Genomic DNA, 15,653 nt, shown 5'->3' on the forward strand with positions numbered 1-15,653 from the left:
TGCGCCACCGCACTTTTCTTGCATAAAAATTAAAAAATGTTTTCCCGTCTTTCCCTCGCGCGTCTTGCGCTGTTAGCCTCGCCCATCTTTTTCTGCACCTCGGCCATCTCCCAAACCGCCGCCAACCAGGAGCAATTGCAACGCGAACGCGAACGCGTGCTGCGGCAGCAGCAGGAGACGCGTCCTGACGTCAGACCCATCGCCCTGCCCGAAACCGCGGGCGCGATACCGGCGTTTCCGGAACATGAACAACCATGCCAGCCGGTCTCTTCCGTCACGCTGGAAGGTCCCGCTGCCGAGCGCTTCGGATTTGCGCTCGACAGCGTGGCCGGTCCGGACGGCGCATCCGGCCGCTGTCTCGGCAGCAAGGGCGTCAATATCGTGCTGGCGCGCGTACAAAATGCCGTGATCGCGCGCGGCTACACCACCACCCGCATTGTCGCGATGCCGCAGGATTTGCGCAGCGGGCGACTGGTGCTGAGCGTCATCCCCGGGAAGGTGCGCGCCATACGCTTCGCGCCCGATGCCGACCCGCGCGGCACCGCGCGCAATGCCTTGCCGGTCAATCCCGGCGACATCCTCAATCTGCGCGATATCGAACAAGGCCTGGAGAATTTCAAACGCGTGCCGACCGCGCAAGCCGACATCCAGATCACGCCATCGGAAGGCGCGGATGCCCAGCCCGGCGACAGCGACCTGGTGATCCAGTACCAGCAGGCTTTTCCCTTCCGGCTGTCCGCTTCGCTGGACGATGGCGGCTCGCGCGCGACCGGGCAATACCAGGCAGGGCTGACGCTGGCTTATGACAACTGGTGGACGCTCAACGATTTGTTCTACGTGAGCGTCAATCGCAGCCTCGGGCCTTATGCCAAGGAAGGCAGCAATGGATACACCTTGCATTATTCGCTGCCGTTCGGTTACTGGCTTTTTGCGGCGACCATGTCGGGCAGCAAATACCACCAGACCGTGGCCGGCGCGTTCGAGAACTTCATCTACAGCGGCCGTTCCGAAACCAGCGAATTGAAGCTTTCCCGCCTGATCTACCGCGATGGCGTGCGCAAAACCACGCCCTACCTGAAAGGCCTGCTGCGCACCTCCTACAACGCCATCGACGACACCGAAATCGGTCCGCAGCAACGCCGCACAACTTCCTGGGAAGCCGGCATCAATCATCGCGAATTCATTGGCGACGCCACCGCCGATGCCACCCTTGCCTACCGGCGCTCCCTCGATCGGCAAGGCGCGGAACCCGTCAGTGAATTCGACCTGCCGCAGATCGGCACCCGCTATGGATTATTCCTGGCCGATGCCTCGCTGAATGTGCCGTTCCAATTAGGCCCGGCGGCCCTGCGCTACGCCGGCACGGCACGCGCCCAATGGAACCGGGGAGCGCTGCCGCCGCAAGACCAGTTCTCCATCGGCGGGCGGTATACGGTGCGGGGCTTCGATGGCGACCTGACCTTGCAGGCCGAGCGCGGCTGGTTCCTGCGCAATGAAATCGCCCTGGGCCTGGGACAGAGCGGCCAGGAGTTATACCTTGGCGTGGATACCGGCGCGGTCGCCGGCCCCTCCGCCCAGTTCCTGACCGGGCAGCGCCTGAGCGGCGCGGCGCTTGGCCTGCGCGGCGCCGCCTACAAGCTGTCGTACGACATTTTTATTGCCACGCCATTGGTCAAGCCGGAAGGGTTCACCACCGCCAGCGTCACCGGAGGTTTCAACCTGCTGTGGACGTTCTGAGCCGGCGGGATGGCAAAGACGGGCGGGATAAACCAACGCAAAAACCGGCGCAAAAACCGGCACAAAAAAGGAGGCCCGCTCGCGCGGGCCTCCCATGACTACGACTACTTCTCTGCTGCTACATCTACTGCACTACTGCACTCCGCAACTGGGCATCGGCAAGCGATGAGCCGGCTCAGGCGGCAGCGCGCTCCAGGCGATGGAGGTTGTCTTCCGCAGCGCCGATCTCGATCTTGCGCGGCTTCAACGCTTCCGGGATCTCGCGCACCAGTTCGATGTTGAGCAAGCCGTTTTCCATGCTGGCGCCGACCACCTTGATGTGATTGGCCAGCTGGAAGCGCTGCTCGAAATCGCGGGCGGCGATGCCGCGATGGAGGAAGTTGACTTGCTGGTCTTCCTTCTGCTTGCGGCCCACGATCTTCAGGGTTTCATTCTCGGTTTCGATCTCGATTTCGCTGCGGGCAAAGCCGGCGACGGCCATCGTGATCCGGTATTTGTCTTCGGCCACCAACTCGATGTTGTACGGCGGGTAGCTGGGCTGATCGGCGCGCTGGGCGTTGTCGAACATCTGGGCCAGGCGATCGAAGCCGATCGCGGTACGGTACAGGGGGGAGAAGTCAAAAGTACGCATAAAACTATCCTTTCAAAGTAAGCGATGTTTTTGTCGCAGACCTCGCGTTTGAGCATCTGCTAGAACCTGTTTAACGTAACAGGCTCTTCCCGAATCTAGGGACGCGCTTTTTGCTTTTCAAGGAATTTTTCACCGATATTTTTATCGCCTCAGGCCCTTGAAAATGCCGCACCCAGCACCAGCTCCATCCGTTCCCGTTCAGCCGCGACAACGTCCGGGCCCTGGGCCAGGCCTTCCATGCTGTAGAACCGCAAGTCATGCAAACCGATGGTGGCCAGTACCGCTTTCAGATAAGGCGTGAGGAAATCCGCCTGGCGCGCCGATGGCCCGGAAAACCTGCCGCCGGCGGCAATGCCGACATACACCGGCTTGTCGCGCAGCAAGCCGGCCTTGCCGTCAGGCGTGATGGAGAAGGTGCGGCGCACGCGCACCACGTGGTCGATCCAGGCTTTCAACGCGGACGGCACGGTGTAGTTATGCATGGGCGTGCCGATCACCACGCTGTCGGCCAGCTCCAGCTCCCGGATCAGCTGTTCCGACATTCCCAGCGCGCCGCCGGCAGCGCCTTCATCTGCCTTGCCGGCGGGCGAGCCCAGCGCTTCGGCGTAGGCATCGTCGACGTGGGCGATGGAGTCCGCGTACAGGTCGCGCACCGTGACGGCGGCATGGCCCGCGCGCTGCGCCAGGCGCCCGACAATCTGCTGCGACAGCCACCAGCTGCTGGAGCCTTCCCTCTTCGGGCTGGCCGAGATATGCAGGATCTTCATGCCGCGCCTCCGATGGCCTTGCCGAAACGCATGGCTCCCGTCAGCAAACCCTGGCGGAAGTAGAAGCGCTGCGCCAGCGCGTTGGCCATGCCGGTATCCAGCACCAGGCGCACGCAGCCGGCTTGCGCCGCGACCGCTTCCAGCGCCTTGAGCAAACGCTCGCCCCAGCGCTTGCCGCGCGCATGCCCAGCGCTCACCAGGTCGTCGACATAGAGGAACTTGCCGTACACCAGGTTCTCCTGGAAACGGTAGCCGGCCAGCGCCATGACCTGGCCGTCTTCCCAGGCGGCCAAGATGCGATAGCTTTCGTCGGCAGCGCGGCCGATGCGTTCGATGAACGCGTCTTCGCTGTCGAGATGCGGGCGCAGCTCGCGCATGACGGCGTAGCAGGCGCGCCGCTCATCGTCGGCGTCGGCATGGCGCAACACGGAGTCGGCGATGCGCCATTGTGTTTTCGCCAGTTCCTGCAGGCGCTTGCTCATGATTCCTCCCAGTGCTTTCTGTGGATGTGTGGATGTATGGATACCTGGATCTGCAATGGCGCCATCTTAATTTCCGGATGGCATAATCGGCAGTGCCAAGAAACGACATTCCAACTGGGCCATGAAATCCACCGCGACGCATGACTTCCTCCAGCTCAACCCGGCTGCCGGCGAACCCTATTACCGCCAGATCTACACACGCCTGCGCTCGGCCATGGCTGATGGCCTGCTGGAACCGGGCGACCGCATTCCTTCGGCGCGGGCGCTGGCAGCCGAACTGGGACTGGCGCGCGGCACGGTGGAAAGCGCCTATTCATTGCTGGCGGCGGAAGGCTACATCGAAGCGCGCGGCCAGGCGGGCACCGTGGTGGCAAGCGGGCTGAAGGCCCTCCCGGTGACCGCCGGCGCCGCGCCTGCCCTGCCCGCCTCCGCCGCTCCCTATGATTTCGCGCCAGCCGCGCGCGGCACTTCTCCGGCCCCGGCGCTGCACCCCTTCCAGATGGGCGTGCCGGCGTTGGACGCCTTTCCGCGCAAGATCTGGGCACGCCTGGCGGCGCGCGCGGTGCGCGCCACCCAGCCGGCCGACATGCTGTATCCGCCGCCGGCCGGCCTGGACGCGCTGCGGACAGAGATCGCACGCTACCTGCAACTGTCGCGCGGCATCGTGTGCTCGCCGGCGCAGGTCTTCGTCACCGCCGGCTACCGCGATTCGCTCGACCTTGCCGCGCGCGCCTTGCTCCAGCCCGGCGACCAGGTCTGGGTGGAAGACCCCGGCTATCCTCCCGCCGGCGCCTTGCTGCGCGAGGCCGGCATGACGCTGGCAGGCATACCGGTCGACCATGAGGGGCTGCAAGTGCGCGCCGGGCTTGAACTGGCGCCGCGCGCGCGGGCCGCTGTGGTGACGCCGGCCCACCACAGCCCGCTGTGCGTGACGCTGTCGCTGCAGCGGCGCATCGAACTGCTGGACTGGGCTTCGCGCCATCAGGCCTGGATCGTGGAGGATGATTACGATGGCGAATACCGCTACGTCAGCCGGCCGCTGCCGGCCTTGAAGAGCCTGGACCGGGACGACCGCGTGCTGTATGCGGGCACCTTCAGCAAGGTGCTGTTCCCGGCGATACGGCTGGCCTACCTGGTGGCGCCGGTGTCTCAGGTGGCGCGCTTCGAGCAGACCGCGCGCTGTTTCTCCGGCGGCAGCCCGGCGCTCACGCAAGGCATCGTCGCCGCCTTCATGGCCGAAGGGCATTTCGCCCGCCACATCCAGCGCATGCGACGCCTCTACAGCGAACGACGCGAACTGGCGGCAGCCGGGCTGGATGCGGTGCTGGGCAAGTACATGCAGGTCGAGGCCCAGCCCGGCGGCATGCACCTGCTGCTGCGCCTGCGCGGCCGCCGCTCCGACCGCGCCCTGGCCGAACGCATGCGCGCCGATGGCATGTTCAGCCGCGCGCTGTCCGAATGCGTGCTGGAAACCCGGCCGGGCCTGCCGCCGATGCTGATGCTCAGTTTCACCAATATCGCATCGCAGCGGCAAGCGCAGCACCTGGGCAAGCGCATCCTTGCGCTGCTCTGACAAGCCATTCATGGACTATATGGAATAGTGATTCTTGGCACTTCCCGACTGGGCCATGCCCCTGCATCATGGCGGTTCTCCATCACCCCAAGGAAAAGGTCCCGCCATGAGCAAGCGCATCGACATGTACAAGAATGCCAGCGAACCCTACAACCATCTGCTGGCCGTCAACAATTACCTGAAAGATTGCAGCCTGCCGGCCGAGCTGGTGGAGCTGGTGTTCCTGCGCGTATCGCTCATCAACGGCTGCGCCTATTGCATCGACAAGCATTCGCGCGACCTGCTCAAGAGCGGCATGACAGTCGACAAGCTGGTGCTGGTGCCGGTCTGGCATGAGGCCGGGACGTTGTTCTCGCCGCGCGAACAGGCGGCGCTGGCCTGGGCCGAGGTAGTCACCCGCATCGGCGAAACCGCCGCGCCGGATGCGGACTACCAGGCCGTCACCTCCCATTTCAACGAGAAGGAATTCTCCGAGCTGACCATCGCCATCGCGCTGATGAATGCGCTCAACCGCATGGCCATCTCCGGCCGCATGGCGCCGCAGGCGGCCAAGGCCTGAACCGGCTCGGAAGGATCAAGCCGCTTTCAACGCGGCCGCCAGGGTGCGCAGCGCCTCGCGCGTGCGCGCCTGCTTGAGGCGCGAATGCAGCATCACCTGCGCCAGCGGCAGCGGCGGCAAGCCCAGCTGGGCGCCAACGTCGATGGCGCCGGCCGGCGCCGTGCGGTACAGCAGCGCCGACACCGCCAGCCCGGCTGTGACCGCGGCCCCCACCGCCTGGATGCCGCCGCCCACGAACACTTCGACCCACGGGATGCCGGCATCGTCGAGCCGGGAAATCGAAAGTTCGCGGATGCGGCATGACGACGAGAACGTCGCCACCCGCAAGGTATCGCCCGACCAGCAATTGCTTTGCGGGGCGGCGAACCAGCCCAGGCGCTCTTCCATCAACAGCTCTCCACCCACGTCCTGCGGCTCGCGCCGCACGATGGCCGCGTCCAGTTCGCCGCGCTCGTATTGCTGCATGAGATCGCGCGAGGAAGCGATCCGGGCTTCGATCACCACGCCCGGGTCGTAGCCGTTGACCTGGGCCAGCACCTTGGCCAAACCGCTGCCGGCCACGTGGTCGCTGATGCCCACCGAAAAACGCGCCGCGCCCTGCGCCAGCTTGCCCAGCGCGCGCTCATGCGCGGCCAGCAGTTCGCGCGCGGCCGGCAGGAACGCCTGGCCGTCGGCCGACAGCCGCACCAGGCGCGGGGTCCGCTCCATCAGGCGGCGCGCCAGCCGCTGTTCCAGTTTCTTGAGCTTGAGGCTGACGGCCGACTGCGTGCTGTCCAGCGCCTCGGCTGCGCGCGTGAAGCTTTGCAGGTCGGCCACCAGGACGAAGGCCTGTACGGCGTCGAGGTCGAGCGGTCGTTCCATGGGATCCCTTCTGTCTCTCAATGATTTAAAAATCGAATCATTGAAATACTCAATCAGTTATTTTACGAATGATAAACGGAGCGTAGCATGCTTCTCATCGGCCCGCAGACAGCCCCATGTCCGCCGGCCGCTGGCCGCCACTTGCCATCCCGTCATCTGAAAATCGGTCAATCTGAAAAGGAGATCGTCATGCCCCTGGTCCGAGTATCCCTGCTGCGCGGCAAGCCGCGCGCCTACCGCGCCGCCATCCTGGACAACATCTACCAGGCGCTGCGCGAAAGCTTCAACGTGCCGGAAGAAGACCGCTTCATGGTGCTGACCGAGCACGATCCGGAAGAACTGGTATTCAGCCGCACTTACATGGGCATAGAGCGTTCGGACGGTTTCGTGCTGATCCAGCTGACCGTCAGCAATACCCGTACGCAGGAACAGAAGAACGCGCTGTTCGCGCGCATCGTGGAAAGGCTGGGGAAAGATCCCGGCGTGCGGCCGGAGGATGTGATGATCAGCCTGGTCGAAGGCGACAAGGGCAACTGGTCCTTCGGCCACGGCCTGGCGCAGTATGTGATGTGATGAGATACGGGCAGTCGTGCGCGCCCGGATGGCGCCGAACTGATAGGATGTCGATCATCGATATCGATCGCGCCGGCCCGCCCGCGCCTTTTTCATGCATCCAATTTCACAGCAAGAAGACCTTTCCTCCCAGCCGACGCGCCGGCCGCGCCTGGCCATCATTGCAGCCCTGGCGCTGGCCACCGCGCTGGCCGGCTGCTCTTCCTCCAACAAGTATTACGACCCCAACAAATCGAACCGCACCGAAACCGGTTTCCGCAACAACTATCCGCAACCGCCGCGTCCCTCGTTCTGGAAGTGGCAGTGGGAACGCATCACCGCCGGCGTGCCCAAGCCGCCGGCCAACGATTACCAGTTCCCGCTGGCCAAGCCTGACCTGGCCTGGCTCAAGGCCAACCGCCAGGCGCCCAGCGTGACCTGGATCGGCCACGCCACGGCGCTGCTGCAGATTGGCGGGCGCAACGTGCTGACCGACCCGATGTTTTCCGAACGCGCCTCGCCCTTCTCTTTCATCGGCCCCAAACGCAAGGTGCCGCTGCCGGTGCAGATTGCCGAGTTGCCGCACATTGACGTGGTGGTGATCTCGCATAACCACTACGACCATCTGGATCGCGCCAGCGTCGAACAATTGAACCTGCAGCCGGGCGGCCCGCCGCTGTTCCTGGTGCCGCTGGGCGTGCGCGACTGGATGAACGGCATCGGCATCACCAATGTGCGCGAGATGGACTGGTGGGACAAGCTGTCGCTGGGCAGCCTGGACATCTATTTCGTCCCGGCCGCGCACTGGTCGGCGCGCGGCCTGTTCGACCGCTCGGAAACGCTATGGGGCGGCTGGGTGTTCCAGAACCTGAAGGTGCCGGCCACCAGCGAGGCGCCGGCGGCCGAACAAAGCGAGCCGTATTCGATGTACTTCGCCGGCGACACCGGCTACTCCAAGGATTTCCGCGACATCGGCGAACGCTTCGGCCGCTTCGACCTGGCGCTCATTCCCATCGGCGCCTACGCGCCGCGCTGGTTCATGCAGAACCAGCACGTCGATCCGGCGCAGGCGGTCTTGATCCATGAAGACGTGCGCGCCAAACGCTCCATCGGCATTCATTGGGGGACCTTCGAACTGGCCGACGAGCCGCTGGACGAGCCGCCGCAAAAGCTGGCCGAGGCGCTGAAGGAAGCGCATCTCCCGGCCGACCAGTTCATTACGCTCATGCATGGGGAAACGCTGAAGCTGGAGCCCTGACGAAAAAACGCGTCGCATGACGCTAATGCCGTTCAATTAAGCCGGAATCGCTCTCCGTCGCCCTGACGAAGGTCAGGGCCCAGTGTCGTTCAACGGCCATTGAGACACAACGCAAGACACTGGATCCCGGCCTTCGCCGGGATGACAATTTGCAGATGGAAGGTTTAACTGAACGGCATTAGCGTCGAACGACGCGGTTTTCCGAATGCAGCGGGCAAATTCAATCGACGATGAACAGCCTGGCGCCCACCTCGGTGGACGACCGATGAGGCTCGGCGTTGTCCGCCACCTGGTAGCTGATACCCGGCTTGAGGACGAAGGTGCGGCCGTCCTCCAGCTCGGTGTGCAATTCCCCTTCCAGGCACAGCAGGAAGTGGCCCTTCACGCACCAGTGGTCGGCCAGGTAGCCGGGCGTGTACTCCACCATGCGTACCCGGACGTCGCCGAACTTGCAAGTGCGCCAGAAGGCCTTGCCGGTGACGCCGGGATGCTCGGTCGGCTCGATCTTGCTCCAGTCGGTGGTGCCGAACGGCAGGTTGTCGATCTTCATCGTCCGCCGCTTACAGCTTGGAGGCGATCAGCTTGCCCAGGCGTTCCACGCCGGCGCGGATCTGCTCCGGCGGCACGGTGACGAAGGACAGGCGCATGGTGTTCTTCTCCGGGGTGTTGGCGAAGAACGGCGCGCCCGGCACGAAGGCGACCTTCTCTTGCTCGACGGCTTCGTTCAACAGCGCGCCGGTGTCGATGTGCTTGGGCAGCGTGACCCAGACGAACATGCCGCCTTCCGGCTTGCTCCACGAGCAGCCGGCCGGGAAGTACTGCTGCAGCGCGTCCAGCATGGCCTGGCACTGGTCGCCGTAGAGCTTGCGGATGGTCGGCACGTGCTGGTCCAGGAAGCCGTCCTTGATCGCCTCGTACACCACCATCTGGGTCAGTTGCGCGGTGTGCAGGTCGGTGGCTTGCTTGGCCTGTTCCATCTTCAGGATCAGCGGGCGCGGAGCGACCACGTAGCCCAGGCGGATGCCGGGCGTCAGCACCTTGGAGAAGGAACCCATGTAGATCACGCCCGACGGGTTCATCGACAGCATCTTGGGCAGCGGCGGATTGCGGTAGCTCAGGGCGCCGTACGGATCGTCCTCGATCAGCGGCAGGCCCAGGCGCGCACAGGTCTCGACCAGCTTGATGCGGCGTTCGGTCGGCAGCGTGCGGCCGGTGGGGTTCTGGAAGTTGGGCAGCGAATACAGCATGCGGGCGCCGTCGGCGATGGCTTCGATGGATTCGGGCTTCAAGCCGTTCTCATCGCTGGGGACCGATTCGAACTTGGCGCCGTACAGCGCGAAGGCTTGCAGCGCGCCCAGGTAGCTGGGGGTCTCGACCAGCACCTTGCTGCCTTCATCGACCAGCACCTTGCCCAGCAGGTCCAGGCCTTGCTGCGAGCCGGACACCATCAGCACCTGCTCCGGCAGGATCTGGGCGCCGTCGGAAGACAACGAGCCGGCGATCCATTCGCGCAGCGGCAGGTAGCCGTCGGTGGGGCCGTATTGCAGGGCAACCTTGCCTTGCTGCGACAGCACGCGGTCGAACGCGGCCTTCATCTGTTCCACCGGGAAGGTCAGCGGCGACGGCAAGCCGCCGGCGAAGGAGGTGATGTCGGGGCGCATCGTCACCTTCAGGATTTCGCGGATGGCCGAGCTTTGCATCTTGGTGGCGCGGTCGGAAAACTGCCATTGCAGCGGAGCGGGATTTTCGAGTTTCATGATGTTTCTGCTGTGATGTGATGGCGACCGGCCGCGGCAAAAGTGATGGGCCGATGTAGGGCCCGGCTGCGGCAAAAAAGTCCCGGTCGCTGGTTCTGTCTAGGGTTCCATCAGGTGGTTCAACGGCCTGTCCGGATTCTCATGCCCGGCGCAGGTTGCTGCATGAACGATCGTTGCGCGCCGGATCAGGCGATCTCGGCAATCATTTCGATCTCGACGCAGGCGCCCATGGGCAGTTGCGCCACGCCGAAGGCGGAGCGGGCATGCTTGCCCGCCTCGCCGAAGACTTCGCCGATCAGTTCGGAGGCGCCGTTGGTCACCAGGTGGTGTTCGATGAATTCGCCGGTCGAGTTGACCAGGCTCATCAGTTTGACAATGCGCTTGACCCGGGTGAGGTCGCCGCCGCAAGCCGCCTGCAGGGTGGCGATCAGATCGATCGCCACTGCGCGTGCCGCCTGCTTCGCATCTTCGGTGCCGATGTCGCGTCCCAGCTGTCCGACCCACACACGGCCGTCCTTCTTGGCCAGGTGGCCCGAGAGGAAAACGGTGTTGCCGGTTTGCGCATACATCACATAAGCCGCCGCCGGGGTCGCCACGGCAGGCAGTTCGATGTTCAGTGCTTTCAGCTTTTCATAAACGGACATGCGGCACTCCTTGTTTTGCATTGCACCATGCCTGCCGGTAGGCTGCACGGACTCTGCGTATTAAGAAAAAATAAGACCACGATTATCTCAAATATCCGGGGTTTTAGCCCGACAATTGCGCGCCACGGCGACTCGCAATGCACATTCCGGGTGTTCGGCCAAGGCCGCGCTATCGCTTGACCGCCATGCGCCGCCCGACCGCCACCACGGCGATCACGGCCAGCGCGAACAGCATATTGCTCGCATCCAGCGTCTCGCCGGCGATGACGGCGGCGCCCAGCAGGGTCATGACGGGTTGCAACAATTGCACTTGTCCGACACGGGCGATGCCGCCCAGGGCCAGGCCCTTGTACCAGAAGAAAAATCCGATGAACATCGAGAACAGCGAGACATAGGCGAACGCGACCCATGACGCCGGCGACGCCGTCACGCCGTACTGCCAGCCCAGCCACAGCGACACCGGCGTCATCACCGGCAGCGAGATCACCAGCGCCCAGGCAATCACCTGCTGCCCTCCCATCGATTGGGAAAGGCGGCCGCCTTCGGCATAGCCCATGGCCGCCGTCACCACCGCCGCGAACAAGGCGAAATCGGCCAGGTGGAAACTGCCCCCGCCCGCGCGCAGCGCGAAGGCGATCACAATGCCGGAGCCGGCCAGCGCCGCCAGCCAGAACCCGGCCGAGGGACGCTCGCCGAAACGCAGCGCACCGAACAAGGCGGTCGCCAGCGGCAGCAGCCCCACCACCACGGCGCCATGCGAGGCCGGCACATAGCGCATCGCTATCGAAGAAAACAAGGGAAAGCCCACCACCACGCCCAGCGCCGTGATGATCAGCCCGCGCAGCTGCTGCGCATTCGGGCGCGGCGCCTTGATCCAGGCCAGCAGCGCCAGCGAGCACAGGCCCGCCACCACCGCGCGCCCGAAAGCGATGAAGGCCGGGTTGAGTTCGGCCACCGCGATGCGCGTGAACGGCAGCGTCAGGCTGAAAATGGCCACGCCGACCAGCCCCAGCCACATGCCCCTGGATTCGTTTCCCGTTGCCGATGGCGCCGCCGGCTTCACGCCGCCGCTGTTGCTCTGCGCTTGCATATGTTTGCCTCTTTCCTATGGGTGATTGCCGTGCTCAAAACCAGATCGCCAACGCCGAATACAGCGTCAACAGCACCATCGTCGCCGCGAACACGGTGCGCCACAGCGGCTGGTCGAGATAGCGCCGCAGCACCGCGCCCGCGCCGGCCCACACCGAGACGCACGGCAGGTTGATGGCGCAGAAAATCAGGCAGTAAAGCAGGATCGCCAGCCCCACGGGATAGTTATGCAGCATCGGCATGAAGGCCGATGCGCCGGTAATGGCCATCACCCAGGCCTTGGGATTGGCGAACTGGAACGCCGCCGCGCCCCAGAACGACATCGGCCGGACCGCCGTCCCTGCGCCGCCGGCGGCACGCATGTCGCGCAACTGCCAGGCGAGGTAAAGCAGATAGGCCGAGCCCAGCAACTTGAGGATGAAGGTCAGCCCCGGCACGGCGATCACCAGCGCGCCTATACCGAATGCGCATAAGGCCAGCAGCACGCCGAAGCCGAACGTGATGCCCAGCATGTGCGGCACCGAACGCTGGAAACCGAACCAGATGCCCGATGACGTCAGCATAATGTTGTTGGGCCCCGGCGTGATCGAGGAGACGAAAGCGAACGACATCAACGGCAGGAACATGTCCATGTCAGCGCCCTTCCCCATTGCCCAGCAAGGTCGCAGCGTTATGCCTGAACTTGCCGCCCAGGGCTGCCGCCAGTCCGCGCGCGCCGGCACAGCACAGGTGCAGCCAGGCCCGCGCGGTTTGCATCAGCACCGGTTCGATGCGCAGGCTGGACACATGGTCGGCCTCGATCACCACCAGCGCGCCCGGCAACAGCACCATGCTGTGGCCCGACTCCAGCCAGAAATCGTCGGCGCGGCCTTCTTGCGTCACCCACACGCGGCCGTGACTGACCTCCAGCATGGATACCTGCGCCACCCGCGTGGCGCGCACCTGGCGGCGCTGCAACAGCAATTGGAAGGGAGTGCGATTGGCGTACGGATTCATGCCGTCCTCCTCTGCTGCGATGGCGGCACCTGCGCCATCGCATGCACATCGGTTGCGGTTTCCCGCATCAACACACGGGCGAACACGTCGTGGTCGACATTGCCGCCCGACAGCGTCACGCCGACCTTGCATCCCTGCAGCCGCGTACGGATCTGCAGCGCGGCCGCCAGCGCACAGGCGCCGGCGCCTTCGGCCACGTTATGGGTGGCGATGAAAAACATCTTCATGGCATCCATCACTTCGTCGTCGGTGACGGCAATCACTTCATCGACCTCGGCCCGCAGCACCGCCAGCGAAGCCTCATCGGGCACGCGGCAGGCGACGCCGTCGGCGATACGGGTCGACACCGGCGACTCGACCTTTGCACCCTGTTCGAACGACAGCTTGTACGCCAGCGCATGCGCCGACACCACGCCGATCACGCGCGTCTTGCGCCCCAGCGCATTGCGCGCGGCCACCGCGCCGCACATGCCCGAACCCTGGCCGATCGGCACCAGCACCACGTCCAGCTCCGGCTGGGCGGCCATCAGTTCCATCCAGTAGGTCGACACGCCGGCCACCAGGTCGCGGTGGAACGACGGGATCATGTGCAATTGCTGCTCCTGCGCCAGTTGCTGGGCATGTTCGCGGCTTTCCTGGAACTCGCTGCCATGCTCGAGCAGCGCGACGCCCAAGGCGCGCATGGCGGCGTTCTTTTCGCGGCTGTTGCCCTGCGGGACGACGATGGTGGCCTGCAAGCCGAAGCGGCTGGCCGCCAGCCCGACCGACTGGCCGTGGTTGCCGCGCGTGGCGGAAATCACGCCGCGCACTTGCGGCTGCTCGCGCACCAGCTTGTCGAGATAGACCATGCCGCCGCGCACCTTGAAGGCGCCGGTCGGCGCATGGTTCTCGTGCTTGACCCACACCTGGGCGCCCAGCGCCTGGTTCAGCAGCGGCCATGACAATTGCGGCGTCGGCGCCATGGCGCCATAGACGACCTGGGCGGCCTGCTCGATCTCGGCGCGGCTGGGCAGCAGTTCGTTGGCGGCGTGGGTCATGGCGTGTCTCCTTGGCAATGGCGTGTGGCATGGTTGAACAAGGCCGCCGTGTTGCTGTCGATCAGCCTTGCATTGGAAGCCATCGTAATCGACAATACCGGTACAGTACCTATACACTTAAGCAAATAACCTTGAACATTGTCACGGCAAAATGACCAATACAGTGAAACGCGCCAACTTGCTCCCTCCGTCGTCCCCGGCCGCCAATGCCGTCAGCAACGAAGGCGCGCTCGCCCCCGGCTGGCCGCTGCTGTCGCGCGAAAGCGGAGACTCGCTGGTGGAGCAGATCGTGCGCGGCATCCGCTCGCGCATCGACGACAAGCTGTTGCGCACCGGCGCCCGCATGCCCTCGATCCGCCAGTTCGCCGACACCCACGAGGTCTCGCGCTTTACCGTGGTGGAGGCCTACGACCGGCTGGTGGCGCAGGGCTTCCTGGAGTCGCGCCGCGGCTCCGGTTTCTACGTGCGGGAGCGCTCGCCGGTGGGCCCGATGGGGAGCAATTTCAGCGCCGCCGCGCCACGCGCCGCCATGGCCCAGGAAGATGCGGAAGGCGCGCTGGATGTGGTTTGGCTGGTGCGCAACATGTTTCGCCAGATGCCGCCGCAAAAGATGCCGGGCGGCGGGCTGCTACCGGCGGACTGGCTGGATGGGGAACTGATCGCCAACGCCCTGCGGGCCGTCAGCCGCGAGAACCAATCGCTGCTGCTGGGCTACGGCACGCCACAAGGCTTCCTGCCGCTGCGCCAGCAACTGCAATTGAAACTGGCGGAACATGAAATCGCCGCCGCCCCCGAGCAAATCGTGATGACTGCGGGCGTGACGCAGGCGCTGGATACCGTCGCGCGCCATTTCCTGCGCCCCGGCGATGTGATCTTCGTCGACGACCCGGCCTGGTTCCTGATGTTCGGCTCCTTCGCCGCGCTCGGCGCCAAGGTGGTCGGCATCCCGCGCCTGGCCGACGGGCCCGACATCGCCAAGCTATCCGAGCTGGCGGCGCTGCATAAGCCCAAGCTGTACGTGATCAATTCGGTGCTGCACAACCCCACCTCGACCTCGATGTCGGCCGCCAAGGCCTTCCAGGTCTTGCGCATCGCCGAGGAGCACGATTTCACCATCATCGAAGACGACATCTACTGCGACATGCACCCCGGCTCGGCGGTCCAGCCGGCCACCCGCATCGCCGCGCTGGACCAGTTGCACCGGGTGATCTACCTGGGAGGATTTTCCAAGACCCTGTCGGCCAACCTGCGGGTGGGCTTTATCGCCACCTCGGCCGAACTGGCGCGGCACCTGGCCGACCGCAAGATGCTGTCGACCCTGACCACCAGCGAGATCGGCGAGCGCGTGGCCTACAAGATCCTGTCCGAAGGGCATTACCGCAAGCATGCCGAACGCCTGCGCGCACGCTTGAACAGCACCCGCGACAAGGTCGTGCGCCAGTTGGAAAAACTGGGCATGGAGGTAGGCGAACCGCCGCCTTGCGGCATGTTCCTGTGGGTGGAGACGCACTGCGACACCAACGTGCTGACCGAGAAGGCGATGGAACAAGGCTTCCTGCTGGCGCCGGGCAGCCTGTTCTCGCCCAGCCAGCTGCCCTCCACGCGCATGCGCATCAATGTGGCCAGCATGGCCGATCCCGGCATCTGGCGTTTCCTGGAAGAGCAGATGCGCAAGCGCGGCTGACGCGCCGGCCCTGGCCCCTTGTACAA

General features: G+C 64.8%; 17 protein-coding genes. 6 read left to right on the top strand and 11 right to left on the bottom strand.

From position 1 onward, the window contains the following. Positions 1–36 precede the first annotated feature (36 nt). The gene (locus AC07N6_RS18350) at positions 37–1,737 is read left to right on the top strand and encodes a ShlB/FhaC/HecB family hemolysin secretion/activation protein (protein ID WP_494782935.1); all 1,701 of its coding nucleotides are present in this window, start codon (positions 37–39) and stop codon (positions 1,735–1,737) included. 175 nt (positions 1,738–1,912) lie between these two features. On the opposite strand, the gene AC07N6_RS18355 is transcribed toward AC07N6_RS18350, so the two are convergent. From AC07N6_RS18355 to AC07N6_RS18365, 3 genes are all read right to left on the bottom strand, one after another. Then, positions 1,913–2,368: an Hsp20 family protein gene (locus tag AC07N6_RS18355; protein ID WP_494782936.1), complete on the bottom strand. Its 456-nt coding sequence runs from the start codon at positions 2,366–2,368 to the stop codon at positions 1,913–1,915. A 149-nt stretch (positions 2,369–2,517) separates the two neighbouring features. Further along, entirely contained in the window at positions 2,518–3,135 is a 618-nt protein-coding gene (locus tag AC07N6_RS18360) for an FMN-dependent NADH-azoreductase (RefSeq protein ID WP_494782937.1), read from the bottom strand. Beyond that, the gene (locus AC07N6_RS18365; protein WP_494782938.1) at positions 3,132–3,617 is read right to left on the bottom strand and encodes a GNAT family N-acetyltransferase; all 486 of its coding nucleotides are present in this window, start codon (positions 3,615–3,617) and stop codon (positions 3,132–3,134) included. Before AC07N6_RS18365 ends, AC07N6_RS18360 begins: the two co-directional genes overlap by 4 nt. Before the next feature lie 121 nt (positions 3,618–3,738). On the opposite strand from AC07N6_RS18365, the gene pdxR reads away from it, so the two are divergent. Both pdxR and AC07N6_RS18375 read left to right on the top strand, forming a co-directional pair. Then, on the top strand, positions 3,739–5,190 hold the full coding sequence (pdxR, locus tag AC07N6_RS18370; RefSeq protein WP_494782939.1) for a MocR-like pyridoxine biosynthesis transcription factor PdxR: 1,452 nt from the start codon (positions 3,739–3,741) through the stop codon (positions 5,188–5,190). A gap of 106 nt (positions 5,191–5,296) precedes the next feature. Further along, positions 5,297–5,749, top strand: coding sequence for a carboxymuconolactone decarboxylase family protein (locus tag AC07N6_RS18375; RefSeq protein WP_494782940.1), 453 nt, complete (start codon positions 5,297–5,299; stop codon positions 5,747–5,749). 15 nt (positions 5,750–5,764) lie between these two features. Here AC07N6_RS18375 and AC07N6_RS18380 read toward each other — a convergent pair whose 3' ends face one another. After that, positions 5,765–6,610 carry a LysR family transcriptional regulator gene (locus tag AC07N6_RS18380; protein ID WP_494782941.1) on the bottom strand — a complete coding sequence of 282 codons (846 nt, stop codon included), beginning with the start codon at positions 6,608–6,610 and terminating at the stop codon, positions 5,765–5,767. Between the two features lie 189 nt (positions 6,611–6,799). On the opposite strand from AC07N6_RS18380, the gene AC07N6_RS18385 reads away from it, so the two are divergent. After that, positions 6,800–7,183 (top strand): tautomerase family protein, encoded by a 384-nt coding sequence (locus AC07N6_RS18385; protein WP_494782942.1) that lies wholly within the window; start codon positions 6,800–6,802, stop codon positions 7,181–7,183. Between the two features lie 94 nt (positions 7,184–7,277). Continuing rightward, the gene (locus AC07N6_RS18390; RefSeq protein WP_494782943.1) at positions 7,278–8,420 is read left to right on the top strand and encodes an MBL fold metallo-hydrolase; all 1,143 of its coding nucleotides are present in this window, start codon (positions 7,278–7,280) and stop codon (positions 8,418–8,420) included. 220 nt (positions 8,421–8,640) lie between these two features. Here AC07N6_RS18390 and AC07N6_RS18395 read toward each other — a convergent pair whose 3' ends face one another. From AC07N6_RS18395 to AC07N6_RS18425, 7 genes are all read right to left on the bottom strand, one after another. Next, positions 8,641–8,970 carry a DHCW motif cupin fold protein gene (locus tag AC07N6_RS18395; protein WP_494782944.1) on the bottom strand — a complete coding sequence of 110 codons (330 nt, stop codon included), beginning with the start codon at positions 8,968–8,970 and terminating at the stop codon, positions 8,641–8,643. A 10-nt stretch (positions 8,971–8,980) separates the two neighbouring features. Then, on the bottom strand, positions 8,981–10,177 hold the full coding sequence (locus AC07N6_RS18400) for an aminotransferase-like domain-containing protein (protein ID WP_494782945.1): 1,197 nt from the start codon (positions 10,175–10,177) through the stop codon (positions 8,981–8,983). A 185-nt stretch (positions 10,178–10,362) separates the two neighbouring features. Next, a complete protein-coding gene (locus AC07N6_RS18405; protein WP_141914730.1) occupies positions 10,363–10,821 on the bottom strand; it encodes a RidA family protein in 459 nt (152 codons plus the stop codon). Positions 10,822–10,990: 169 nt separating this feature from the next. Continuing rightward, a complete protein-coding gene (locus AC07N6_RS18410; protein WP_494782946.1) occupies positions 10,991–11,911 on the bottom strand; it encodes a DMT family transporter in 921 nt (306 codons plus the stop codon). Between the two features lie 34 nt (positions 11,912–11,945). Then, positions 11,946–12,542 carry a LysE family translocator gene (locus tag AC07N6_RS18415; protein WP_494782947.1) on the bottom strand — a complete coding sequence of 199 codons (597 nt, stop codon included), beginning with the start codon at positions 12,540–12,542 and terminating at the stop codon, positions 11,946–11,948. A 1-nt stretch (position 12,543) separates the two neighbouring features. Next, positions 12,544–12,906 carry a DUF2917 domain-containing protein gene (locus tag AC07N6_RS18420; RefSeq protein WP_494782948.1) on the bottom strand — a complete coding sequence of 121 codons (363 nt, stop codon included), beginning with the start codon at positions 12,904–12,906 and terminating at the stop codon, positions 12,544–12,546. Continuing rightward, positions 12,903–13,943, bottom strand: a complete 1,041-nt coding sequence (locus AC07N6_RS18425; protein WP_494782949.1) for a threonine dehydratase — start codon at positions 13,941–13,943, stop codon at positions 12,903–12,905. Before AC07N6_RS18425 ends, AC07N6_RS18420 begins: the two co-directional genes overlap by 4 nt. Before the next feature lie 151 nt (positions 13,944–14,094). Between AC07N6_RS18425 and AC07N6_RS18430 the strand changes: the two genes are divergently transcribed. Beyond that, positions 14,095–15,627, top strand: coding sequence for an aminotransferase-like domain-containing protein (locus AC07N6_RS18430; protein ID WP_494782950.1), 1,533 nt, complete (start codon positions 14,095–14,097; stop codon positions 15,625–15,627). The last annotated feature ends 26 nt before the right edge of the window (positions 15,628–15,653 follow it).

It is taken from the genome of Herbaspirillum sp. GW821-FHT09A12 (genome assembly GCF_059418325.1).